Origin of the sequence: Tenacibaculum soleae, assembly GCF_001693415.1 — a bacterium.
Taxonomy (GTDB): Bacteria; Bacteroidota; Bacteroidia; order Flavobacteriales; family Flavobacteriaceae; genus Polaribacter; species Polaribacter soleae.
Genome location: NZ_MAKX01000001.1, coordinates 590,648 through 616,720 on the forward strand (window position 1 = coordinate 590,648; position 26,073 = coordinate 616,720).

Consider the following 26,073-nt stretch of genomic DNA (forward strand, 5'->3'; position numbering starts at 1 on the left):
GGTTTTTATTTCATAATAAGATTGCCTTACTTACTTTTATTCTTTTTTAAAAAGAATTTATACTGTAAGTATTGGTAAGCATCTCTAGGTAATATTTTAATCCACTTTTTGTGTTGTACAAACCATTTAAAACGAATAGAGTTTACGCCTTTAGTTAAATAAGCAGCTATAAAAGGGTGTACATTTAATGTTATCTCCTTGTATTCTTTATTACTATTTAATATGCGTTCTAATTCAGCTTCCATTTTGTCTATTAAAACAATAGGAGCCTCAACTTCTCCATTTTTATTTGGGTTTGGTTCGCGTGTTTTTATTTCTAATTCAGGTCGTACACGCTGTCTTGTAATTTGTACTAAACCAAATTTACTCGGAGGTAATATTTTATGTTTAGTGCGATCTAAAGACATTGCATCTTTTAAATGCTGATATAATTTCTGTCTGTTTTCAGTAGTCTTCATATCAATAAAATCAACAACTATAATTCCTCCCATATCACGTAATTGTAATTGACGTGCTATTTCTGTGGCAGAAATTAGATTGACTTCTAAAGCAGTTTCTTCTTGGCTTAAAGCTTTATTTGAGCGATTACCACTATTTACATCAATAACATGCAAAGCTTCGGTGTGCTCAATAACTAAATATGCACCTTTACTCATAGAAACTGTTTTACCAAACGATGTTTTTATCTGACGCTCGATACCATATTTTTCAAAAATTGGAGTGTCAGCTTTATGAAGTTTTACAATATTTTCCTTGTCAGGAGATATTTCTTGTAAATATTCTTTGATTTCAATCATTAAATCTTCATCGTTGGTTACAATACTTGTAAAAGAATCGTTCATTACATCTCTTAAAATAGAAGATGCTCTGTTCAACTCACTTAATATTTTTGTTGGGGTATTTTGATTTGCAATACTATTGCACATTTTTTTCCAACGATCAAGTGAATTTTGTAAATCTTTATCTAGTTCTGCTACCTTTTTACCTTGGGCAACAGTACGTAAAATAAGTCCAAACCCTTTTGGTTTGATACTTTTTGCTAATTTTTTTAAACGTTCTTTTTCTTTCGGATCTGCTATTTTTTGAGATACAGAAACTCTGTTAGAAAAAGGAACTAAAACTAAAAATCTACCAGCTATTGATAGTTCCGAGCTAATACGCGGACCTTTGGTAGATATTGGTTCTTTTACAATTTGTACTAATAAATTTTGACCTGATTTTAGTACATCATTAATACTCCCGTCTTTGTTAATATCCTTTTCTGGACGAAAGTTTTTTAAAGTGAATTCTTTATAATTACCTGTGCTTACTTTTTTAATGAATTTATTTAAAGATTGTACTTGTGGACCTAAATCATGATAATGTAAAAAACCATCTTTAGGATACCCAACATTTACAAAAGCGGCATTTAAACCCGTTAATACTTTTCCTATTTTGGCTAGAAAAACATCACCGACTGAAAACTTGTTATCGCTTGTTTCTTTGTTTAATTCAATAAGTCTACCATCTCTTAGTAAGGCGAAATCAATATCAGAAGAATTTGAACGAATTATTAATTCTGTTTTCATTCTGAATATAGTTTTGTGCCTACGTAATAATTTTTACGAAGACGGATTAAAATTTGTAAACAGGTATAATTTTTATACCGTTTTAAGGTGTTAAAACCTTAATGTCAATGAACTTAATAAGCTATAAAAGCAACGAAAAAGTAAGCGTTAGCTTACTTTTTCTTATGACGATTTGCTCTTGCTCTTTTCTTTCTTTTGTGTGTAGAGATCTTTGCTCTCTTTCTTTTTTTACCGCTTGGCATAATTAAAAATGTTTTATAAAGTCTTTATTAGTAAAGACCTTTGGTTAATAATTTTATTATTTTACAGATACTTTAGTTTTAACACCCTCTGTAAACACTTTTGATGGTTTAAAAGCTGGAATGTTATGAGCAGGAATCTTAATAGTTGTATTTTTAGAAATATTTCTACCAGTTTTTTCTGCCCTAGTTTTGATAATAAAACTACCAAAACCTCTTAAATATACATTATCTCCGCTCTCTAATGCATCCTTTACCTCGTCCATAAACGCTTCAACAGTTGCTAAAACATCTGCTTTTTCAATTCCGCTCTTATCTGAAATTTTAGATACGATATCTGCTTTTGTCATTCTATATATATATTTGAAATTATTTTTTGAAATGAGGCTGCAAATATATGATAATTATATCTATTCCAAAAAGTTAAAATAAAAAATAAATTGATGGTATTAAAAATCACAAAAACTCTAAGATTACAAATCCTAGAGTTTTTGTTGTTTATTTTTTAATAAGAGTTATATTCTATCTTAATATGTAAAACCAAACAGTTGGATCTGTTGCACTTGTCAATTGTATTTGCGTTGCCGCAGGATCAGTAGTACTTACTATATAAGGTGAATTATTAGCGATAAAATCAACTAATGGTTCTAAGTGAGTGTAAAATTGCCAGTTATAGGCACCTACGCCTTTAACAATACTAAGTTGTTCGGTTTCGCCAGGAACTCCCCCAAAACCTAATAAATGTTGTGATAAATATGGTCCAGGATCTGAGATAAAAAGAATACCAGGTTTTGTTTCACCACTAATAGTGGTGTTACCAAATATTAAGAAATCTCTTAATGTTTCTGAATATACGGCTGTATTAGCATCTTTTACTTGATTAAACATCGCTAAAAATGCAGGAGAAACAGCCCCAGGAATACTAGTTCCTATTTGCCAATCTTGATTAATGTTAATTGGAGAAAAAAGAACATGTATTATAACATTACCATCTAAAGAAACTAGCTGATTTGCATCTTTGTCTAAAATAAACTCTAATGCTTCATTACCTCCCATTGTAATAGGTTCATATAACTTTATTCCTTTACTGGTATAGTTGTAAGCCATTTCAATTGGATCTTCTCCGCTACCTTGAGGGAAAATTAATTTTGCACCAGTGTTTGGTAATGGTAAATCATTACCATCTAAAGTAACAGCATAAGAAGCAGGAGCTAAATAAGTTTTAATGTCAAGAACTTTGGTTAAGTAATCTTCAGGACTTTCAGTAAGCCTTATCATTCGCATTTTGTTACGAGATTTTGCACCAATTAAGGTAATAAGATCCGTTGTTTTAGAAGTTAATAAAAACTCATAATCCCCTTCAAGTCCATCTGGGTTAGCTTGGTTTGGAGTTGAAAAAAAGTGAGATAATGCACCATAAGTATTAAAAGTTAATACAGGACCGCCATTAGCAATAACGTTGAACATATTTGATTCTCTTGTTGAAAAATCAAATAGTTCCATTACCACTTCAGCAGTTAAATCTTCATTAAATTTCATTCCATAATTAAAACCACCTAAAGATTGTGATCCTTCAGGGTAATATTCTATAATCCATCCATTATCTGATGAAGTTAATAAGTCTCTATATTCTATAACAGAATTTTTAATTCTTTCAGAAGAAGTTTCATTAAATATTGCTTCTTCTGTGTTGTCACATGATACTGTGGCAACAATAAGTAATAGCAATAAAAATGTTTTGTTTATAATATTTTTCATTTTTTTTAATTTATGTTGTCTAAATCTTGTGAACTTAAATTATCGTACCTATCCTGTACTTCTGCACGTAAGTCATCAATATCGAAATCCCAATTGTTTTTTAAATAACTTTTAATTATTGACATTTTACTAGTAATAAGTGAACCTCCAGGACCTGCATTAACAATAATATCAGCCCAATCAGTTTCAGTAGAAAGTACATAATGAGAAATTAATTCTACAAAATCATCACTTACCTGATTACTAGCATAATCACTAATAAAACCAGCCTGTAAAGATTCACCAGGTCCCCATTGAGTACTCCAGTCATCTCCTATATATCCTGCACCAACTATTTCAGTAAAATCGGTAGAAAATGGTATTTTTTGATGTAATACGTGTCCGAATTCATGGTGTATTGTATTGAAGAATAACCTATTTAATGCTTCAACGTCAGTAATATCTAGAGTATTTATATCGTAAAGAGAAATTTTCACCCCCCCTTCAGCAGTACCTAAAAGTCTTGTATTGTTATTGTTATATCCCGCTGAACCTACGAATACAATTTGCTTAGGAAACGTTTCTTTTAAAAAACTTGCAGGAGCTACAGCATTGTATGCATCTAAACATAAATACTTAATAAGGTTTGCTAACCTTATTGACTTTTGGTAGTCAGCAGGAACCAAGGTGTAATTAAAATTACTTTCTACATCTGGTAATTTATATAAAATTTCAATATTGTAAGGCGTTACAAATTCTTTTGTTAAGAATTTATCAAACTGATTTTGATAGCCTAATTCGCTATTAATTGAACTTTTATCAGGGTTTGGTATATCTTTCTCTTGACAATTACTAAAGGTAATGGCAAGAGCTATAACTAAATATTTTATATTTTTCATAATTGTAATAATTTAAGTTTTATCTAGGGTTAGGGGTTAAACCTGCAGAGATAACATCTTGAGGTAATTGTATCGCTTTACGAGCATCGTTAGCTGTTAAAACATCAACAACACTAATTGAACCAGCTGTACCATTTTGGTATCTTACAACACTCATACCATATCGTTTGTTGTCAAACCATCTTAAACCTTCGTGCATTGTAAGTATTCTTCTTAATTGAAGTGTATAGTGTAGCATGTTTTCTTGAGTACCACTTTCTACAGTAAACATAGGTGTTAAGGTTTTTTTCTGAGTAGGAACATCTTCTGTAGAGTAAGTAACAGCATCATAAAATGTATTTACTTGTGCAATAGATGTTTCAGGGCTTGGAACAGCTGAACTAGGCCTATTGTAATTTTTTGTAAATGTATTTAGATCGTCTAACGCGGCATCATATTGTTTTAACATCACATTTGCTTCTGCTCTTACTAATAGTGTTTCATCAGTAGTAAATGGGGCTATGATACTTTTTGAATATCCTGTTAGAGCAACAGGGTCAGTATATTCAAATAAGTAAGGTAACTTCATAAATAAAGTTTTATCTAAGTTTGTCCCTGAATATACAAATGGTCTGTAATGAGGATAAAAAGCAGGGTTGGTGCCTGCTGTCCAAGGTAAAGGAACAGATAAAGATTCTCTCCTAGCAACGGCTCCAGTATGATTAAAACGTGAGCCTGTATAATAGGCTCCAAAATGTACTCCTATTCCAGAAGAAACGGCTTGTGTTAATAAAACACTAGTGTTTTCATAAAACGCTTTAGTTGCAGGGGCTGGGCTTCTAACTACTTGAGCTTGAGCTTGCCAATTTCTTAATATACTTGTTGGGTTTTGAGTTACTACTATTGAAGCATATTCTTTTGCTTTTTCCCAGTTTTCATAGTATAAGTTAAACCTTGCAGCAAATGCGTATGAAGCCTTTACATTAAAGTGATATTTTGGTACGTTATAAATATCATCACGTATAAGCGGCAATGCTTCTTCAATGTCTTTATTTATTTTAGCATACACATCCTTTACGTTACCTCTATCATACTTAGGATTAAGTGTTGTTTCAGGATTTTCTAGAAAAGGGATACCTAAATCAGTATCACTAGTTTGGGTGTTGTAATGTTTACTAAACATATTTACTAATACAAAATGCCCGTAAGCTCTAGTGATTAGAGCTTCACCTTTTTCTGCAGATAGGCTTTCAGGGTTACCTTGATCTTTAATACCTGCTAATGCTTGATTTGCATTTGCAATAGCATTATAACAAGCTGACCAAAGAGAAGCAGGTCCATCATTGTCCGTTTCTGTAACATCTTTCCAATAAGCAACTTGTTCTGTTATTCTATCTGAATAAGGATTGTTTACTCCAGTATCATCAATGTTATCTGAAGATAGTTCTGCTAAAAAGTTTATGGCAGTTGTTGGATATGCAGAGACTAAAATTTTTCTAATCTTATCGTTATTGTCTACTTCAGTTCTATTGTCAGGTAATTCATCTAAAAATTCATTACAAGAAACAACAAAAAGAGATACAAGAAATAGTACAAATAATTTGTTTATATTATTTTTCATTTTATTTATATTTTATAAATTATAACCCTAATTTTAAGGTTAATGTAAATTGCTTCGCTAAAGGACTTGCAACTCCACCAGAATTAAAAAATTCTGGATCTTGTCCGTTTAATTTATCATCAGCATACAATAAAAATAAATTAGTAGCTTGTAGCTTTAAAGAAAAACTTTTAAGACTCAATTTTTCTACAAGATCCGTTGGAAATCTATATGCTAAAGATACTTCTTTAAGACGAATAAAATCTCCTTTGGCAATTCTAACATCAGAATAATTATAAGAATTATAAGCTGTTCTTAAATCATACTGCCCAATTCTGTTTGCTTGCCTTGTTGTAGCAATTACAGGTATATTTGTATGATTTTCATCACCAGGTAACACCCATCTGTTTTCAAATTCTCTTGGTAAAGCATCTAAATCTGAATAAGAAGAACTAAATACTGGGTTTAATCGTATAACATTACCAAATGAATAGGTTGTAAATATATTTAAACGTAAGTTTTTATAGTTAAAAACATTACCAAAACTACCTACATCTGTAGGGTCTGCTGAACCTGAGTATTTTAAGAAATCTAATTTATCTCTTTCTTGAAAATATACATCAGAAACTGTTCTATTGCCATCTTGGTCAAAAAATGTAGGTAAGCCTTCTTCGTTTAATCCTGCAAAAGGAATTGAGAAAATAGACCTTACTGGGTAACCCTCTCTAGCAAAACCATATCCTGTAACTAAATCAATAACTCTTTGTTGAGATTCTAATTTTGTAACTTCATTTTTTGTTTTAGAGTATACAAAACTTGTTTGCCAAGAGAAGTTTTCTGTTTTTATTGGTGTTCCTGATATAGATAATTCTAAACCACTTGATTCCATTTCTGCTACATTACCATATTTTGTAATTTCACCACCAATACCTTGTGTGTTTATAGGACCAATAAGATCAAAATTATTTCTTTGATACCAATCAGCTCCAATACTTAATCGATTGTCAAAAAGACTTGTGTCAAAACCAATGTTTAATTCATGTTTCTTTTCATAGGTAAGTTCGCTGTTTTCTAAAGAACTTACGTATAAAGCACTTTCTTTTACTCCAGAAGTTGGTCTCCATGGGTTAAAACTTCTAATATCTGCTAAAGAGTTTGAAACACTTTCAGGTCCCCTGTCAGCAGTTAAACTGTATGAAGCTCTAAATGTAAGGCTTTCTAATGGGCCTAACTTATCAAAGAAATCTTCTTCATGTACATTCCAAGCACCAGATACATTCCAAGTAGGTAACCATCTTGAACTTGTAGATCTCCCTAATTTGTTTGAACCTTCATAACGGAAAGTACCATTAAGGGTGTAACGTCTTTTCCAAGAATAGGTAGCGTTTCCAAAAAAAGCTAAATTTCTATATTTTGTATTTCCTAAACCATAATAAAGAGCGTTTTCTTCAGCACCTTTTTTGAATAATTTGTAATCATAAAAAGGAATTTCTCCTAAAGAATATTGTAGCCCCCATCCTGTAAAATTAGTTGTACTTCTATCGGCTGAGTTAAGTTCAGCACCAGCGTAAAAGTTTATTGTATGATCGTCTTTAATAACATCTTTATATGAAAATGTTGCCCTAGCATCATAACTTAATAGATCATAATCGGTTTTTCTGTAAATCCCTCCTTCAGGTAAAACAGTAACAGGAATGGCATATTGGTCATCTGGATCTGTATATAAAAATGGGTTAGAGTCTCTAATTATCTCATTATCCATTGCACGGAAAGCGTTTGCTTGATTTGAGAACTCTGTACTATTGTGCTCTAGCGAAGAAGTTTGATATTTTATAGCTCCAAGTAAACTAACGTTCATTTTAGGATTAATTTTGTATTGTAATTCTCCTTGAAACTTTAAGTCTACCATATTAATATCAATATAGTTTTCTTCTAATTCGTCAGCAATATTAAAATCTGTATAATTTCTAGTGTAGTTTTTGTTTGGGTCTAAAGATCTAGAAGAATTTAATGCAAATGAATAAGGATTGATATCAAAATCTCTTTTTACAGTACCTGTTACAACATCAACATCTTGAGATAATGTTCCTGGAGCTTTTTGTTTTCTAAAAGAACCATTACTAATTGTATTTAAAGTTAATTTATCTGAAACTTTAAAAATCGATTTAAAGTTAGCTGTATAACGATTAACACTACTAGCTTTAGTCCATCCCGGATCTACCAAAGCACTTAACGAAGCGTAGTAAGTAGCTCTGTCAGTACCTGAAGACATATTTACAGAATGTGTTTGCATGGCGTTAATATTAAACAACTCATTAAACCAGTTTGTATTTCTTAGTTCAGCTTCTCTTAAAAAGGCAGCTTTAGCTTCTGGGGTGTTTTCAAGAATGAAATTTCCATTAGCATCTAGTTGATTTAGAGATTGATACATTTCTCCGTATACACCACTATCTCTAGCATTTGCAACACTAGCATAATTTAACCACCCTCCAGCACGCATTTCTTCATAAACAGACATTTGCTCTTGAGAATTCATGATATTAAAATCATTATATGAAGGTCTTGTTCTAAAAGTTGTTTCACTAGTATAGTTTATACTACTAACACCTGCTTTACCTTTTTTGGTTGTTATAACAATAACCCCTGCCATTGCTCTTGCACCATAAATAGAGGTAGCTGAACCATCTTTTAAAACCTCAAAACTTTCAATATCATCAGCATTTAAGCCAGCAATAGAAGAACTTATTAAAGTGGTAGCATCTCCTGAAGACAAATCTCCTGCTGAGATATCAATTGCATCTTCTAAAACTATTCCGTCAACAACCCATAAAGGTTTAGAATTACCATAAATTGAAGTAGCACCACGAACTCTAATTCTTGGAGCAGCACCAAACGTTCCAGATACATTTTGTACTGTTACCCCAGCAGCTCTACCTTCAAGTGCTCTACTGATTTCAGGAACACCGTCTAATTTTACATCAGCTGCTTTTATTGATGTAGAAGCTCCTGTAAATAATCTTTTATCAGTAACTGTTATACCTGTAACAACTACTTCTTCTAAAAGGTTACTATCTTCAGTCATAACAACATCTAGTGACGCAGCTGAATTAACCGTTTTTTCTGTTGTTGTCATTCCAACAAAACTAAAAACAAGAGTTTCTTTTAATTTTGTTTTAATTGAGTATTTACCGTCAAAATCTGTTTCAGTACCCCTAGTTGTACCTTTAATTAAAACAGTAACGCCAGGTAATGGGCCTGTTTGATCCGAGACTACACCTGTAATAGTCAGGTTTTCCTGACCATAAGTGAGTTGGAAAGCTAAAATAAAAAACAGTATTAGTGTTTTTGTAATTTTGTGCATAAAATTAAATATTTGAATTAGTATTTGTAAGTCATTCCTTCGTTTTGTTTATAGCAACGGAATTTCCTTGTTTTGGTTTTTGCTATTAATACTTTAAAACAGGTTAATTTATGTTTACCCTACTTTAAAGTTAAAAATTTATTAAAATTAAGTTAAATAAATTAACAAAACAATAAAAATTTAATAATCGTAATTTTGTTTTAAAGTTATAATTTATACATGGATAAAAATCACCTCTTAAACTGGTATTTAAAAAATAAAAGAGATTTACCTTGGCGTAAAATTAAAGATCCTTATATGGTTTGGTTAAGTGAAATTATGTTACAACAAACAAGAGTAGCGCAAGGATTACCTTATTTTATGACCTTTACTAGTGAGTTTAAAACGGTTTTCGACTTAGCAAAAGCAGAAGAAAGTAAGGTTCTTAAACTATGGCAAGGATTAGGATACTATTCAAGAGCAAGAAATTTGCATTTTACGGCAAAATATATAGCCAATGAGCTTAACGGGGTTTTTCCTAATAATTATAAAGAGTTATTAAAGCTTAAAGGAATTGGAGATTATACTGCTTCAGCAATTGCTTCGATATGTTTTAATGAGCCAGTAGCGGTTGTTGATGGTAATGTATACCGTGTTTTAGCGCGTTATTTCGGAATTAAAACACCCATAAATTCTACAAAAGGAATTAAAGAGTTTAAAGAGTTAGCACAAAATTTAATCGATGTATCACAACCAGGAGCTTATAATCAAGCAATAATGGATTTTGGAGCAATGCAATGCAAACCACAAAACCCATTATGTGACACTTGTCCTTTTTCTGAGAGTTGCGTTGCGTTAGCTAAAAAACTAGTTAAAGAGCTTCCTGTAAAAGATAAAAAGTTAAAAATAAAAAAACGATATTTTAATTTTTTAGTTATTGTTACTGATAATGATGAAACAATTATTAAAGAAAGAAAAGGTAAAGGTATTTGGCAAGGTTTATATCAATTTCCGTTGATTGAAACAGAAAAACCAATTTCAGAAATAGCATTAATTGAAAACAAAGATTTTTATGCTCTCTTTCCAGCAAATATAAAATTGTCATTATTTAACACAAAAGACATTGTTCATAAACTATCACACCAGCATTTACACACAAAATTTTGGATTGTAAGAACACGTAATATAACTGAAAAAACAGTTTTATGGAAAGATATTAAAGAGTTTCCAGTACCAATATTGATTGATAAGTTTTTAAATGAATTTATAAATAACAAATAGTAAATTTTGTATATTTGAGATTACACAAAAAAATAAATCATGGCAGGAACAATAAATAAAGTTATTTTAATAGGGCATTTAGGTGACGAATTAAAAATGCATTATTTTGAAGGAGGAAATGCTATTGGTCGTTTTCCACTAGCAACTAACGAAACATATACAAATCGTCAAACAGGTGAAAAAGTAACCAATGTAGAGTGGCATAATATTGTAGTGCGAAATAAATTGGCAGAAATTTGTGAAAAATATTTAACTAAAGGCGATAAAGTATATTGTGAGGGACGTATCAAAACACGCCAGTACGAAGTTGATGGACAAAAACGTTATGCAACCGAAATTCAGGTGCAGGACATGACTTTCTTATCAACAAAAAAAGACCCAAATACTAATGCTGCTAATACAAATCAAGTGTCTCAAAGTACCAATGCTGCTAATGCAACACCACAAAAAGAAGATGATTTACCATTTTAGTTTAATTAAATTTTAAATTTTGGATACAGACCCCAATTCCTTGTTTTTAGTACTGTCAAGTATCGATTTACTAACAGCAGTAAATTGTTTTTTATTACTTTTTTTATTGCTTTGTTCGGCTTTAGTCTCAGGAACTGAGGTAGCCTTTTTTTCTATTTCACAAACCGAATTAGATTCCCTTTCAGCATCTTCAAAAGAAAATAATACCGTTGTAAAACTACTCGAAAACCCTAAAAAGTTATTGGGAACGATTTTAATAACAAATAACTTTATAAACATTCTCATTGTATTAATATTTGCTTCTTTAGGAGAGTTTTTTTTTAGTGGATTATCAAGTGGCGTAAAGTTTTTAATAGAAGTTGTTTTAGTAACCTTTTTAATTTTATTATTTGGTGAAGTGTTACCTAAAGTCTATGCAACCAGAAAATCAATGCAATTTGCAGGTTTTATGGCAAAACCGATTCAGGTTTTAAACGTTTTTTTAACGCCATTAAGTGCTCCGCTTATCAAATTAACAAGTGTTGTAGAAAATAAATTAGGGAACAAAAACAATAATCTTTCTGTAGAGCGTTTATCACAAGCTTTAGAACTAACATCAAGTGGAGCAACCACAAAAGAAGAACAAAAAATTTTAGAAGGAATCGTAAGTTTTGGTAATACTGAAACTGTTCAAATAATGAAACCCAGAACCGATGTTTGTGCTATTTCTGACGATACTTTATATGAAGAAGTTCTAAAAATAATTTTAAAAAATGGATATTCAAGAATACCAGTTTATCATGAAAATATAGACAATATTAGAGGAGTTTTATATGCCAAGGATTTATTAGCGTATTTAAATAAAAAGAGTTTTCAATGGCAAAAATTACTTAGAGAGCCCTTTTTTATTCCAGAAAACAAAAAATTAGACGATTTGTTAAGCGAATTTCAAGAAATGAAAAAACACTTGGCGATTGTAGTAGATGAATATGGCGGAACAAGTGGAATTGTAACACTTGAAGATGTTATTGAAGAAATTGTAGGAGATATAAATGATGAGTTTGATGATGATGATTTAAGTTATTCAAAGCTTGATGAAAACAATTATATTTTTGAAGGTAAAACAACAATAAAAGATTTTTGTCGCGTTTTAGAAGATGATGATGAAGAAAAATTTGAAGAAGCAAAAGGAGAAAGTGAAACCTTAGCTGGTTTTATTTTAGAAGTATCAGGTAAGTTTCCAAAAAAAGAAGAAAAGATAAATTTTAACAAATATATGTTTACTATCGAAGCTCTTGATAAAAAACGTATAAAACAAATAAAAGTAACCCGAAATGCGTAAGTTTTTAGTACTAATAACCGTAGTTTTATTAATTAGTTGTGGTGAAGAAAGTTTACCAAAACCCAAAGCATATTTAAACTTAGAATATCCAGAGTTAGGGTATAATAAATTGAATAAAAGTAGACCATATCGTTTTGATATAGCGAAAAATACTACCTTAAAATCACTGCCAAATCACTGGTTAAAAATACAATACCCTAAACTAAAGGCATCGGTTGATATCACGTACCGACCAATTAATAATAACCTTCGCGAACTGTTAATTGAAGCCGAAAAATTGGTTTTAGAACATACCGTAAAAGCCGACCATATTTCTTGGCGCGATTACACAAATAAAACCACAAAAGTGTACGGAAAAATGTGTGAAATTTCAGGTAATGCAGCCTCACAAGTTCAATTTCATGTTACCGATAGTACCAACCACTTTTTAAAAGGATCACTATTTTTTTACACCAAACCTAATTACGATTCTATATTACCAGCCGTTGAATATATTAAAAAGGATATGATTAAAATGTTAGAAACCTTGGAGTGGAAATAAATTATTTATTTACCTTCTTTTTTATTATCATTTTAATGCCTTTTTTAGATATTATCATGTTCTGTTTGTTGTTAATATCTCTTAAGAAATAATTGTCTTTAGTTTCGCCAAAATAAATTAATGTATTATTTGTAGTTATGGTATCTTTTTCTCGAATTAATTGTAAAGTAAATTTAGAATTACCACTTTTAATCTTTTGAGCTTGGATTCTTTGGTAGAAAAGTGAAAATGAAAAAAAAGTAATAATTACTAAAAACAGTATGTTTTTTATTGAGTTTAGATTTTCATAATACATTGCTTCATGGAACTTAGAGATAATAGTAAACATAAATAATAGTAGAAAAATCACAGTTAATATTAAAACGATTATTCCAGAGTGTTTTTCTAATTCGACATCATAAAAACTAATTCCACAAATGAAAGAATACATAAAATAGTTCATAGATTTCCTTAACCATTTTGGAGTCTTTTTTATGGTGTTTTTTAAATAAAAAGTATTATTAGACGGATCTTTATTTTCAATATATAACATTTTTGAAATTAAAAACGCAAATACGATAAAAACCATAAATAGAATTAATAATTCAGATAGAGGTAAGAATAGATATATAACCTCTTGTAACGAAAGATAATTTTCTATATTGATATCAAATTTCTTGTAATATGCGTTTAGTAAAGTAAAAGAAATTAGAATTAACCCGATGTATACCAAGGGTAAGTAATCCTTTAGTTCCTTTAAAAAAAAATATTGATTTTTATTTTTCAAAGTTGGTTGTTCTTTCATCGCTTTTAATGGTTGTTCTCTGGGTTATTTTAAGTTAAATATCAATGTGCTAATGGTCAGCAGACATTAGGTTTTAAATTTTAACCTTCCTACTCTGTAACCACAAATAAAACTGTAATCCGAATAAAATAGCACCCGAAAGTAAATGTATCGCTTGCGTTCCGATAGGAAAATCAGCATAATACATTAAAATCCCTGTTATGGTTTCTAAAAAAATTAAAAACACAATCCAGTTTACCAATTTGTAACCTAAATCTTTAATTTGATTCAAATAAAAGATACCTAAGTTTACCAACACAATTGCAATGGTAAATGAACGATGAAAATAAAATTTAAAACTAGGGTTTAGTAAGCTGTACTGTTTATTATCAAAACCAAATAGCTTTACTTGTTCATCAATAAATTGGCGTACTTGGGTACCCATAGCTATTTGAATTAAAGAAAATACTACCGAAATAATTAATAATTTATTAAACAACGAACTGTGTTTTTTTAAGGTTGTTTTTTCAAGTGCGTCTGTAGTAGTTTTATCTTTAGAAACAATAAAGTGTAGCCATAATAACAATGCAATAATAACTAAACCGGCTACCATATGAATGGTAATAATGGTTGGTTTTAAGTTAGAATCTACTACGGTTTTACCTAACCAAGCTTCAAAAAGCATTAAAAAGAAAGCGCCGAAAGATAAAAGTGTAATTAGTTTCTTTTCTCTCCAAAATTTAGTGGATACAAAAATTAAAAACAAAAACGGAAAACCAGCCAAAACAGAAGCTAATCGATTGATATATTCTGTCCAAGTATGAAATTTATTAAATTTAGCATAACTGTGCTTAGTGTATTTAACCCAATTGTTTGAGTTAAATTTTTCAGCGGTTTTTAAATCGTTTTCAGCAACAAACAAAGCTTCGTTTTTAACGATTATCATTCCTTTTTCATAAGTTGTATTAGCTTGCCAAGTAATTTGTTCTTCTGATGTTGGAGGGATATAATATCCAAAACACTTTGGCCAATCTGGGCATCCCATTCCAGACCCTGTCATACGAACTACAGAGCCTGCTAAAAAAATAAGATATACAGCAATCAACGAAATTTTTACAATAAGAGGAAAGTGCTTTTTCATCTGAATAAAGTTTTTACAAAGATACTATAAACGTATAAAAAAAGCTTCTCTTTTGAGAAGCTTGATTTTTTTATAGAAATAAAAACTATGCTTTTTTTGTGTCAGCACAACATGGTTTTATACAATCTGTAGCACAGGCAACTTTTTCAGTTTCACTTTTTTTACAAGTTCCTTTTTTTGCACAAGCTTCTTTTTCAGCATCAGTTTTAGCGCTACAAGCTTTTTTAGAAGTTTCAGAAGCTTTGTACATATCACCACTACCAATTCCTTCAACAAAAGCAATTAAATCTGCTTTGTTAGTAACATTAGAGTCGTATTTAATGTTTGCAATACTATCAGTAAAAACAACATTAGCCTCTAAAACCCCTTCTTTTTTAGATAAATCTGAAGCTATTTTTTTAGCACATCCTATTTCACAGGTCATCCCTGAAATACTTAAAGAAAGTTCTTTTGCGTTTGCAGCAACTTCTGTTTTTTCTTCTTTAGAAGTTTCTTCTTTTTTTGTATCGTTTTTACATCCAACAGCTAAAAAACTAATAAAAGTTAAAGCGAATATTATTTTTTGAATTTTCATCATTTTAATTTATTGGGTTATTTAGCAAAGTTATTAATAAATTAAAGTTTATAAACGAAAATGACCGATTTTTGTGATTAAATAACATGAAAATGAGTAATCAACAACGAAAATGGTTGTATTTAATAGTGCTTTCGCTAGTTTGGGGAAGCTCTTTTATTTTAATGAAAAAGGCATTAATTAGTATATCGCCCATACAAGTAGCTGCTTTGCGAACATTTTTTGCTGCTATTTTTGTAATTCTTGTTGGTTTTAAAAGTTTACGAAAAATAAAGAAAAGACACTGGAAATATGTTTTTTTAAGTGCCTTAGTAGGAACTTTTTTTCCTGCTTTTTTGTTTGCATACGCAATTAAAGGGATAGATAGTTCAATAGCATCAATATTAAATTCACTAACGCCTTTTAATACTTTTATTATTGGTGCTTTAGTATTTGGTTTTGCATTTAATAAAAAGCAATTTATAGGAATTTTTATTGGTCTGATTGGAACGCTTATTTTAATATTAAAAGGAGCAGATTTAAATCCAAATCAGAATTATTGGTATGCTTTGTTACCTATTATATCTTCAGTGGGTTATGCGTTTAATGTCAATATTATAAAGAAACATTTACATGAGTTGGATGGGCTAACTATTACTACGGGACATTTTTTGTTAGTAATAATACCTGTTATAATGATATTAGGTTGTACTGGTTTTTTTACAGAATTTGAATTAAATTTAGAAACTAAGTCAGCGCTACTATATATAGTTGTTTTAGCGCTTTTAGGAACGGCAATGGCAAAGGTTATTTTTAATGATTTAGTACATATTTCTTCACCTATTTTTGCATCTTCAGTAACTTATTTAATTCCGATTGTAGCTGTTATTTGGGGAATTATAGATGGTGAAAAATTAGGGGTAATTCAATTATTAGCAGGCGGAATTATTTTACTTGGCGTTTGGATGACCAATAGGGCAAAGTAGCATAGGTTTTGTTTATAGATGCGCTACTATAAAGCCTCTCTTAGTTTTTTTATAATGTTTTCCTCTCCATGTGTAATAACGTTTGTTTTTAATAAATACTACTTTATGGTTTTTAGGAGCCTTTTTAATTGCCACTACTTTGTGAACTCTTGTATTTCTTTTTCTAACCGCACAAGATTGAAGTGTTAAAGAAGAAATCATTAACAAAAGAATGATTTTTTTCATCATTTATATTTTTAAAGTTGTACTTTTTTGACTAGATAAAATGATAAAGGTTTAAAAATGGTTGAAACGTTAAAGATATATCTATAAAAAAAGAGCCAAAACTTTCGCTTTGACTCTCTGTAAATTGTATTAACTGCTTTCTATTTACTGAAAATCAGCATCAGTAACACCTTCGTTAATTTTTATTTCTTTTACTTCGAAATTAATTTTTATTGGTCCCATTGATTGTATCATTAAATGAGGAAATTTAACTCCGTTTACTTCTTTATAGTCGCCATATTCTATAGGAACTTTTACATCTCCTTGAGGGCCTTTTACAACAGCAACTTCTTTAAGTTTTAAGCCTGATTTTATGTTGTAAAAAATTTCTTTTTTATCTAGTTTAATTACATAACTATTTTCACCGTTAATAGGCTCAATTCTATCTAAAATCCCTTTTTTATATGCCTCATCTGCAAAAGGAGCTTTACTATTTTTAGCTTCTTCTAATTCTTTACCAGCTAAGTCTTTTCTTTGTCCACGTACTTCTTGATATCCTTTAGTTCCGTCAAAAACAACTTTTTGCATAACGTTACCCATCATTGAAACAAGTGTTAATGATTTGTTTGGCGCAGCATTTTTTTGCACTAAGCTAACTTGCATTCCTTGTACCTTAGCTTCTGAAGTAATTTTAACAGATTTTACAGCGTTAACTTTATTTTGTCCTCCAATAGCTTTAAAGTAATTGTTAATAACTGAGGTAGCTGTAACACCAGTAGGAATAGGTAATGTCATTGCAGGCTTAGTAGTTGGATTTCCTTCTGTATCGAAATAGTTGATTTTATAATCAGCATTTTTTTCTAAATTCTTTAAAACTTCAATTCCTTTACCAGTAATTATAATACGAGCTTTATCTCCTCTAAAATATTTAATTGCTGCGTTTTGAACATCCTCTAAAGTTACAGCATTAATATTTTTTAAGTAGTTTTCATAAAAATCTGCTGGTAAATTATAAAGAGCAATATTTAGAGCATAACGAGCAGCAGTTGCAGGTTTTTGAACTTCCATTACAAAATTACCAACATATTTAGCTTTTGCATTTTTTAATTCTTCAGCAGATACTTTTTGATAACGAATTTTATTGATTTCTTTTTGTATTTCTACAACCGAACTATCTGTTACCATATTACGAACACTTGCTGTTGCTCTAAATGTTGCAGCATCTCTACTTTGCCTAACACTTGAATATGAGCCATAAGTATATCCTTTATCTTCACGTAAATTCATAAATAAACGCGCAGTTCCGCCGCCACCTAAAATACTGTTTGCTAATAAAGCAGCGTAATAATCTTTATCGCCTAATTTTAATTCGATATTATTTGCAACTACAATTTCTGATTGTACCGCATTTGGCATATTAATAAAGTTAATTTCAGTAGTGCTTACGTTTTTTGGCTTTGCAAACGCAACCGCTGGTACATTTCCTTTTTTCCAGTCACCAAATAACTTTGTTACCAATTTTTTAGTTTCTGATGGATTAATATCTCCAACAATTACTAAATAAGCATTATTTGGTTTGTAATACGTATTAAAATTGTTTTGAATATCAGTAAGTGAAATATTACTGATAGATTCTTTGGTTGTAAACTCACCAAAAGGATGATTTTTACCATAAATTAAAGCATCTTCAACTCTCCTTGCGATAGCGGTTACACTTTTTTCGTTTGATTTTAATCCATCTAAAGTAATTTTAACTTCTTTGTCAAACTCTTCTTGGGTAAATTGAGAGTTTTTAACTCCATCAGCCATTAACTCTAATATTTCTGGAAAGTATTTTTTTAGTGAAGCTGCTGAGGCTCCTGAGCTATAAAAATTAACTCGAGCACCAAGATAATCTACCTTTTCGTTAAACTCATCTTTTGTAATATTAGTCGTTCCGCGTCCTAATAAGCTTCCCATCATATTTGATAAACCAGCTTTGTTACCTTCTGCAACAGCTTTGTTATCAATTGTTAAACTTGCCGATGCTCTAGGTAATTTATGGTTTTCAACCATAATAACCTGTAATCCGTTAGGTAATGTAAATTTATCAACTTTACCTAATTGTACTTTTGGAGCAGGTCCTGGTTTGGGTTGTACGCTTCTATCTATTTGTGCAGTTGTAGCAAAAGACATTGCTATGATTGCGATAAGTGATACTATTTTTGTTTTCATAATATATTATTGTCTTTTGATTTATTTCTTTTTTGGTAAATATTCTAAAACTAATCGTTGGTTAGGATTTAAATATTTTTTAGCAACTGCTTTAATTTCTTCACGAGTAATAGATCGGTAAATATTAATCTCAGTGTTTATTAAATTAGTGTCTCCATATAACACATTATAGCGCGCTAATGAATTTGCAATTCCTTCTACACTTGCATTAGCGTTTACAAAATTGTTTTCGAACTTGTTTTGTAATTTTTGATATGCCTTTTCAGAAATTAAATTAGTTTGAATCTTTACAATTTCCTCGTCAATTTCTTTTGTTAAATCAGTTAAAGATGTTTTTCCTAAAGGAAGTCCGTAAACAATGTAAGTTCCATAATCTTCCTGACTTAAGTTGATGGCACCTGCTTGTAAGGCCATTTTCTTTTGATCTACTAATTTTTTGTATAAAACAGAACTTTTTCCATCACTTAAATATGTTGAAATCATATCTAAAACTCTAGCGTCTCTAGTTTTCATAGATGGAGTTCTGTAGGCATTAATTACTGCCGGAATTTGAATATTAGCATCATATGCTTTTGCATTTATTTGCTTTGTAATAGGATCTTCTTTTAAGAATGATCTCGTTATTTCAGCACCTCTTGGAATAGAACCAAAATAATCTTGCACCATTTTTTTAGTTGTTTTGATATCAATATCACCAGCAACAACTAAAGTAGCGTTGTTAGGAACGTAGAACTTTTTGTTGAAAGCTAAAAACTCGGCTAAAGTAGCATCGTCTAAATGTTTCATCTTTCCAATAGTGGTTCCTTTATATGGGTGTTTTTTAAAAATATTCTTTTTAACATTCTCTAAAAAGCTACCGTAAGGCTGATTATCTACACGTAATCTTTTTTCTTCTTTTACAACTTCATTTTGAGTATCAACACCTCCTTGGTTAATTACTGGATGTAATAAACGTTCAGATTCCATCCACAAACCTAATTCTAAATTATTAGAAGGAAATACTTCGTAATAATAAGTTCTGTCATCGGTTGTATTTGCATTGTTTTTTCCTCCATTTGAAGAAACTATTTTAAACCATTCACCTTTTTTAATATTTTTAGTACCTTCAAATAATAAATGTTCAAAAAAGTGAGCCATTCCTGTTCTGTTAGGTTGTTCATCTTTTGCACCTACATGATACATTACGGCAGTTGTTACTACCGGAGCAGATTTGTCTTGATGCAAAATTACATGCATTCCGTTGTCTAAATCGTACTCTTCAAAATCTACTTTTTGTGCATTGGCTGAAAATCCAATAAACAAAGCAATAGCAAGAGTTGTGATACTTTTTTTCATTGATTAATTTTTAATTTTAACTGATTTTGATATATATGACGTGAAACTAAGTTATTCGTAACATAAAAAATAAAAAAAGATGTATATTTAAAAAATAGTTGTATTAATTTTCTGAACAAGAGGTTGTTTTGATGTAAAAATAGTATATTTGCATCCGCATTTTCATGAAGAAGGTGCATTTAAGTATAACGCAAAACAAAAAGTATGTACGCAATCGTAGAGATAGCAGGGCAGCAATTTAAAGTAGCAAAAGACCAAAAAGTATACGTACACCGTTTACAAGAGGCAGAAGGATCAAAAGTAACTTTTGATAATGTAATGCTAATTGAAGACAAAGGGAACGTAACTATTGGCGCCCCAGCTATAGCAGGTGCAGGAGTAACTGCAACAGTATTAGGTCACTTAAAAGGTGATAAAGTAATCGTTTTCAAAAAGAAAAGAAGAAAAGGTTACAAAAAGAAAAATGGTCACAGACAGTATTTAACTGAAATCCAAATTGAAGGGATTTCTGCATCAGGTGTTAAGAAAGCAGCAGCAAAAACTGAGGCTCCTAAAACTGAAGCAAAATCAGTATCTAAAGATTTAAGTTCAATGACTGTTGCTGAATTAAAAGCTTTAGCTAAAGAAAGCGGTATCACAGGATATACTTCTTTAAAGAAAGCTGAATTAATTGAAGCATTAAGCAAATAATTAACTTTAAAAACTTAGAGAGATGGCTCATAAAAAAGGTGTCGGTAGTTCGAAGAATGGTAGAGAATCAGAATCGAAACGACTAGGAGTAAAGATTTTTGGAGGACAAGCTGCAATTGCAGGTAATATTATCGTTCGTCAAAGAGGAACAACTCACAATCCAGGTGAAAACGTTTACATGGGTAAAGATCATACTTTACATGCTAAAGTTGATGGAGTTGTAAAATTCCAAAAGAAAAGAAATAACAGATCATACGTTTCTATAACTCCTTTCGAGGCTTAAGAAATTTTTGATTTAAGAAATTAAAACTCAAACAACTTGTTGTTTGAGTTTTTTTTGTGCTTAAAAATAAAAATTTTTCACAAAATAAAAAGCACTACATTTAAGTAGTGCTTTTGTTTATTATCATTATTGATTAATCCCCCAATTTATCAATACGACGTCTTTGTGTATTATAGGGCAAATATATAACAGAAACATATTATGAAATTTGACTTTTGTATAAATGGTGTCGTTTTTTGTATTAATGATATAAAATAGAGCAAAACACGATTTTTTTAAAAAATAAAATATGTTTTTTGTAACAAAATTCATTTTATGCATACCAATTAAGTAATCAATTAATACACAACTAAAAATGATTGCACACTTTTTAAAATTAGAATGGAAACAATACTTTCGTTCATCATACTGGGAAAAAGGAATTGCTTTAAAAATAATAATGGGTTTTTTCGTGTTATATATGGTAGCTGTTTTTTTAAGTATTGGAGTAGGAGGATATTTTATATTGAAAAAATCATTTCCAACAGAGGATCCATTACAAATTGTAAACTCAATGTTGGTTTTTGCTATTTTAGGCGATTTAGTTTTTCGTTATTTAATGCAAAAATTACCAGTAATGAATATTAAACCAATGCTAATACTCCCAATCAAAAAAGAAAAGTTGGTGCATTATGTATTGGGAAAGTCTGCTTTTTCAGGATTTAACTTCTTATCCTTGTTTTTTTACATTCCGTTTACAGTTGTTTTAATAACGCAAAATTATAATACAGTTGAGGTTTTAGGATGGTTGTTAGCTATGATTTTTATAATTCAGGCTACTAACTTTTTAAATTTTTTAATCAATAAAAACAACAAAGTATTTGCTTTTATAGCAACGATTTTTGTTTGTTTATTAGGGTTGCAAAACTTTACAGATTTTGATGTGTCAATATATAGTCAAAAAATATTTGACGCTATTGTTTTAAACTCCATTTTAGCAGTTGTACCCTTAATTATAGCAATTGTACTGTATTACTTAAACTTTAAATTATTAAGAGCAAGAGTTTATTTAGATGATTTAGTTGCTATAAAAACCGAAGAAGCAAATACAGCTGATTTATCTTGGACAGAAAAACTAGGAGATATAGCACCGTTTATAAAAAATGACATCCGATTAATTTGGCGAAATAAAAGAACTAAAACAGTTTTTTTAATGTCGTTCTTATTTTTGTTTTATGGTTTGATTTTCTTTACTCAACCTACTTATCAAAAAATGCCAGCAATGTTGATGTTTGCATCCTTATTTGTTTCTGGCGGATTCACGTTAAATTACGGTCAATTCATACCTGCTTGGGATAGCGCACATTACAAAATGTTAATGAGCCAGAGTTTTAGGTATCGAAAATTTTTAGATTCTAAATGGTTTTTAATGGTAGCAATGACTTCAATTTTATATTTTATGAGTGTTCCTTACTTGTATTTTGGTACAAAAATATTCTTAATGATTACTTGTGGGGCAATTTTTAATATTGGCTTTAATTCATTGTTTTTATTGTATGCGGGTTCGTTTAACAGAAAACGAATCGATTTAACCAAAGGAGGTTTTGGTAATACACAAGGTACTAGTGCAACACAGTTTTTAATTATTATTCCGTTAATGTTGTTCCCTATGGCTATATTTTGGGTATTTAATCATTTTGTAGGTTATAATTCAGGGTTTGTAGTAGTTGCTTTGATTGGGTTGTTAGGCTTGGTTTTTAAAAACTATTTTATGAATTTGATTGAAAAAAAATATATCAAAGACAAATATGCAATGATTAATGCCTTTGGAAAAGAAGCGTAAATAATAAAAATTTTAAAGAAAAAACAATGATTACAATAAATACAGTTTCAAAAAAATACGGACAAGCAGAAGTTTTAAATGTTGAAAAGATTGATATTCCTCGTGGGCAAAGTTTTGGCTTGGTAGGAAACAATGGGGCAGGTAAAACAACATTGTTTAATATATTATTAGATTTAATTAGACCAACAACAGGTGAAATTACTAATAATGATGTTGTGGTAAATAAAAGCGAAGATTGGAAAACATTTACAGGATCTTTTATTGATGAATCTTTTTTAATAGGATACTTAACTCCTGAAGAATACTTCGATTTTATTGGTGATTTAAGAGGTATGAATAAAGCTGATGTAGCTTCATTTTTAACACAGTTTACCGAATTTTTTAATGATGAAATTTTAGGAAAGAAAAAATATTTACGTGATTTAAGTAAGGGAAATCAGAAAAAAGCAGGTATCGTAGCTGCTTTAATGGGAAACCCTCAAGTTGTAATTTTAGATGAGCCTTTTGCAAATTTAGATCCAACAACACAAATTCGACTGAAAAAAATTATTAAAGCATTAACTGAAAACAAAGAGGTTACTATACTAGTTTCTAGTCACGATTTAAGTCATGTAACTGAGGTTTGCGAGCGAATAGTAGTGTTAAATAAAGGAACGGTTGTAAAAGATATAAACACATCTCCAGAAACTTTAAAAGAATTAGAAAGTTATTTTTCGGCATAAATAAAAGTAAAAAAGATTTATAGAATCATTCACTTTTAGTTTAAATTTAAAGAGGTGCGTAAAAAATTACCATTTTATTGTTATTTTTACACCTTTACATACAATAAACTCACTAAAATAGTTGTTGTACAGTGAAAGTGTAACTATATGAATAAATCACTTAAATTCTTAGTTTTTAGTATTTTCTTAACCGTCATGTTAGCATGTAGTGTAAAAAAAGATGCTTTTTTAAATCGAAATTTTCACGCATTAACAACCAAGTATAATGTGCTTTTTAATGGTGAGCAAGCTTATTTAAAAGGGCTTGAAGATATTGAAAGTAAGCATGAAGATAACTTTTGGAAACGTTTGCAGATAGAGCCAATTAGTTTTGATGAAAATGTAATCGCAACACCTGTTTTACAACCTGGTACTGGATTTAATGATGATGAAGATAGTGAAGAAGTTTTAACATCATTTGATAAAGCAGAAGAAAAAGCAGTTAAAGCTATCCAGAAGCATTCAATGAATATAAACGGTTATGAAAAAAACAGTCAAATAGATGATGCTTATTTACTTTTAGGAAAATCAAGATATTACACGCAACGCTTTATACCTGCAATAGAATCTTTTAATTATATTATCGTAAACTACCCGAATGCAGATCTAATAAACGAAACAAAAATTTGGAGAGCTAAAACAAATATTCGTTTAGATAATGAAAAGTTAGCAATAGAGTCATTAAAGTTTTTATTAGAAGTTGAAGAAAATGAAGAAGAACTTCCTGATGGTATAAGAGAACAAGCACATACGGCAATGGCAATGGCGTATGAAAAAACCGATACAATTCAAAAAGTTATTGAGCACTTAACGGCGGCATCAAAAATATTTAAAAACAAAGAACAGTCAGCACGTAATATGTTTGTTTTAGGGCAAATTTATAGCGAGCTAGATCGAAGAGATTCTGCACGAATGGTATTTCATAAATTAGCTGAAACAAAAAAAGCGCCTTATAAATATCGTATACGAGCAAATATTGAAATGGCTAAGAATACCGAAAATGATTCGGCATCAATTGTTGTTTTAGCAAAGCTTAAAAAGCTAATTAGAAACCCTGATAATCGTAAATTTTTAAATGCACTTTATTATCAGGCGGGAGTTTTAGAGGTGGGCAGAAATAAAATAGAAAATGCAACTACCTATTTTAAAAAATCAATTTTAGCAAAAAACAACACTAATTATCAAAAAACATATGCTTACGAAGGTTTAGGTAACATTGCCTTTGATAAACAGGATTATTTACTGGCAGGTTTTTATTACGACAGTGTTTTACAAGCTACATCAAAAGAGTTTGATCAAGAAAAACGAATTAGAAGAGTCCGAAGAAAAAACAAAGGATTAACTACTTTAAGAAAATATGAAGACCTGATTAAAAAAAATGACAGTATTTTAAAACTTGTTGCAATGACATCAGAAGAAAGAACATCTTTTTTTGAAAATCATATAGAAAAAATTAAAGAAGCCGACGCAGCTAAACAACAATTATTGCTAAACGCTCAAAACTTTGGAAACTCTTTTGGCGGCGTAGCATCTGTAAGTAGTAATAAAGGAAAGTGGTATTTTTATAATACACAGGCTTTAGATTTTGGAAAAGCTGATTTTCAAAAAGTTTGGGGTACGCGTCCGTTAGAAGATAATTGGAGGTTGTCAGATAAATCAAACAATGTAAATAATAGCAGTGTTGCAGCGACGACTAAGCCAATAATAGATAAACGATATGTATTAGCAACTTATCTAGATGCAATACCTACGAATAAAAATACAATAAGAAATTTAAAAGAAGGTCGTAATGATGCTTTGTATCAACTAGGTTTAATTTATAAAGAGCAATTTAAAAATAGTAGTTTAGCGATCAAAAATTTAGAAAGATTACAAAAAGAGCAATTAAATAATGATTTAGAGTTGCCAATTAATTATCACCTATATCAAATTTATATAAGTGTTAATGATGTTAAAAAAGCAACTTATCATAAAGAAATTATTTTAACAAAATACCCAAAAACTACATTTGCACAAATAATTAAGAATCCCAAAGAAAAACTGATTACCGAAAAAAAGGAAGATATTGTTTCTAAAAAATACAAAGAGGTTTATTATTTATACAAGCAACATAAGTTTCAAGAGGTTGTTAGTGAGATAGATAGTGTGTCTAAAATAAATAAAAATTCGATTTTGATTCCTAAATTTGCACTTTTAAAAGCGTTATCTTTAGGTAAGTATAAAGATAAACAAACCTATATAAAAGCCTTAGAGTTTGTAGCAATAGGCTATGCGAATAAAGAAGAGGGTGTGAAAGCGAAAGAAATATTAGCGCAGTTAAAAAAATAATACAATTAAATTCCCCA

At 30.1% G+C, this 26,073-nt stretch carries 22 protein-coding genes; 10 read left to right on the top strand and 12 right to left on the bottom strand.

Annotation, left to right across the window (positions count from 1 at the left end; genetic code table 11):
- Positions 1-26: 26 nt before the first annotated feature.
- From BA195_RS02635 to BA195_RS02660, 6 genes are all read right to left on the bottom strand, one after another.
- Positions 27-1,568, bottom strand: a complete 1,542-nt coding sequence (locus tag BA195_RS02635; protein ID WP_068702154.1) for an Rne/Rng family ribonuclease — start codon at positions 1,566-1,568, stop codon at positions 27-29.
- 298 nt (positions 1,569-1,866) lie between these two features.
- A complete protein-coding gene (locus BA195_RS02640) occupies positions 1,867-2,157 on the bottom strand; it encodes an HU family DNA-binding protein (protein WP_068702156.1) in 291 nt (96 codons plus the stop codon).
- A gap of 172 nt (positions 2,158-2,329) precedes the next feature.
- Positions 2,330-3,565: a DUF4302 domain-containing protein gene (locus BA195_RS02645; RefSeq protein WP_068702158.1), complete on the bottom strand. Its 1,236-nt coding sequence runs from the start codon at positions 3,563-3,565 to the stop codon at positions 2,330-2,332.
- Positions 3,566-3,570: 5 nt separating this feature from the next.
- Positions 3,571-4,443, bottom strand: coding sequence for a zinc-binding metallopeptidase (locus BA195_RS02650; RefSeq protein WP_084443028.1), 873 nt, complete (start codon positions 4,441-4,443; stop codon positions 3,571-3,573).
- Positions 4,444-4,462: 19 nt separating this feature from the next.
- Positions 4,463-6,043, bottom strand: coding sequence for a RagB/SusD family nutrient uptake outer membrane protein (locus tag BA195_RS02655; protein ID WP_068702162.1), 1,581 nt, complete (start codon positions 6,041-6,043; stop codon positions 4,463-4,465).
- 19 nt (positions 6,044-6,062) lie between these two features.
- The gene (locus BA195_RS02660) at positions 6,063-9,383 is read right to left on the bottom strand and encodes a SusC/RagA family TonB-linked outer membrane protein (protein WP_068702164.1); all 3,321 of its coding nucleotides are present in this window, start codon (positions 9,381-9,383) and stop codon (positions 6,063-6,065) included.
- A gap of 219 nt (positions 9,384-9,602) precedes the next feature.
- On the opposite strand from BA195_RS02660, the gene mutY reads away from it, so the two are divergent.
- The 4 genes from mutY to gldD are packed head-to-tail and all read left to right on the top strand — an operon-like array spanning position 9,603 to position 12,976.
- Positions 9,603-10,643, top strand: coding sequence for an A/G-specific adenine glycosylase (gene mutY / locus BA195_RS02665; protein ID WP_068702166.1), 1,041 nt, complete (start codon positions 9,603-9,605; stop codon positions 10,641-10,643).
- Positions 10,644-10,682: 39 nt separating this feature from the next.
- A complete protein-coding gene (locus BA195_RS02670; protein WP_068702167.1) occupies positions 10,683-11,114 on the top strand; it encodes a single-stranded DNA-binding protein in 432 nt (143 codons plus the stop codon).
- A 19-nt stretch (positions 11,115-11,133) separates the two neighbouring features.
- On the top strand, positions 11,134-12,435 hold the full coding sequence (gene gldE / locus BA195_RS02675) for a gliding motility-associated protein GldE (protein ID WP_068702169.1): 1,302 nt from the start codon (positions 11,134-11,136) through the stop codon (positions 12,433-12,435).
- The gene (gldD, locus tag BA195_RS02680; protein ID WP_068702172.1) at positions 12,428-12,976 is read left to right on the top strand and encodes a gliding motility lipoprotein GldD; all 549 of its coding nucleotides are present in this window, start codon (positions 12,428-12,430) and stop codon (positions 12,974-12,976) included. The genes gldE and gldD overlap by 8 nt, the downstream gene beginning before the upstream one ends.
- 1 nt (position 12,977) lies before the next feature.
- Here gldD and BA195_RS02685 read toward each other — a convergent pair whose 3' ends face one another.
- The 3 genes from BA195_RS02685 to BA195_RS02695 all read right to left on the bottom strand — a co-directional run bounded on the left by BA195_RS02685 (position 12,978) and on the right by BA195_RS02695 (position 15,457).
- Positions 12,978-13,760 carry a hypothetical protein gene (locus BA195_RS02685; protein WP_068702173.1) on the bottom strand — a complete coding sequence of 261 codons (783 nt, stop codon included), beginning with the start codon at positions 13,758-13,760 and terminating at the stop codon, positions 12,978-12,980.
- Between the two features lie 73 nt (positions 13,761-13,833).
- Positions 13,834-14,880, bottom strand: coding sequence for a COX15/CtaA family protein (locus BA195_RS02690; protein ID WP_068702175.1), 1,047 nt, complete (start codon positions 14,878-14,880; stop codon positions 13,834-13,836).
- An 85-nt stretch (positions 14,881-14,965) separates the two neighbouring features.
- Complete coding sequence (locus tag BA195_RS02695) at positions 14,966-15,457, bottom strand: cation transporter (protein ID WP_245662309.1); 492 nt, start codon at positions 15,455-15,457, stop codon at positions 14,966-14,968.
- A gap of 89 nt (positions 15,458-15,546) precedes the next feature.
- Here BA195_RS02695 and BA195_RS02700 point away from each other — a divergent pair, with 89 nt between their 5' ends.
- A complete protein-coding gene (locus BA195_RS02700; RefSeq protein ID WP_068703892.1) occupies positions 15,547-16,419 on the top strand; it encodes a DMT family transporter in 873 nt (290 codons plus the stop codon).
- Positions 16,420-16,431: 12 nt separating this feature from the next.
- On the opposite strand, the gene BA195_RS02705 is transcribed toward BA195_RS02700, so the two are convergent.
- From BA195_RS02705 to BA195_RS02715, 3 genes are all read right to left on the bottom strand, one after another.
- A complete protein-coding gene (locus tag BA195_RS02705; RefSeq protein ID WP_068702179.1) occupies positions 16,432-16,647 on the bottom strand; it encodes a hypothetical protein in 216 nt (71 codons plus the stop codon).
- A gap of 141 nt (positions 16,648-16,788) precedes the next feature.
- On the bottom strand, positions 16,789-18,837 hold the full coding sequence (locus BA195_RS02710; protein WP_068702182.1) for a M16 family metallopeptidase: 2,049 nt from the start codon (positions 18,835-18,837) through the stop codon (positions 16,789-16,791).
- A gap of 21 nt (positions 18,838-18,858) precedes the next feature.
- Positions 18,859-20,172 (bottom strand): M16 family metallopeptidase, encoded by a 1,314-nt coding sequence (locus BA195_RS02715; RefSeq protein ID WP_068702184.1) that lies wholly within the window; start codon positions 20,170-20,172, stop codon positions 18,859-18,861.
- Positions 20,173-20,376: 204 nt separating this feature from the next.
- On the opposite strand from BA195_RS02715, the gene rplU reads away from it, so the two are divergent.
- The 5 genes from rplU (at position 20,377) to porW (ending at position 26,056) form a co-directional block, all read left to right on the top strand.
- Positions 20,377-20,862: a 50S ribosomal protein L21 gene (gene rplU / locus BA195_RS02725; RefSeq protein WP_068702188.1), complete on the top strand. Its 486-nt coding sequence runs from the start codon at positions 20,377-20,379 to the stop codon at positions 20,860-20,862.
- Positions 20,863-20,884: 22 nt separating this feature from the next.
- On the top strand, positions 20,885-21,145 hold the full coding sequence (rpmA, locus tag BA195_RS02730) for a 50S ribosomal protein L27 (RefSeq protein ID WP_068702190.1): 261 nt from the start codon (positions 20,885-20,887) through the stop codon (positions 21,143-21,145).
- A gap of 355 nt (positions 21,146-21,500) precedes the next feature.
- Positions 21,501-22,967, top strand: a complete 1,467-nt coding sequence (locus BA195_RS02735; protein ID WP_068702192.1) for a DUF5687 family protein — start codon at positions 21,501-21,503, stop codon at positions 22,965-22,967.
- Positions 22,968-22,993: 26 nt separating this feature from the next.
- Positions 22,994-23,689 (top strand): ABC transporter ATP-binding protein, encoded by a 696-nt coding sequence (locus tag BA195_RS02740; RefSeq protein ID WP_068702194.1) that lies wholly within the window; start codon positions 22,994-22,996, stop codon positions 23,687-23,689.
- 147 nt (positions 23,690-23,836) lie between these two features.
- On the top strand, positions 23,837-26,056 hold the full coding sequence (porW, locus tag BA195_RS02745; RefSeq protein ID WP_068702196.1) for a type IX secretion system periplasmic lipoprotein PorW/SprE: 2,220 nt from the start codon (positions 23,837-23,839) through the stop codon (positions 26,054-26,056).
- Positions 26,057-26,073 lie beyond the last annotated feature (17 nt).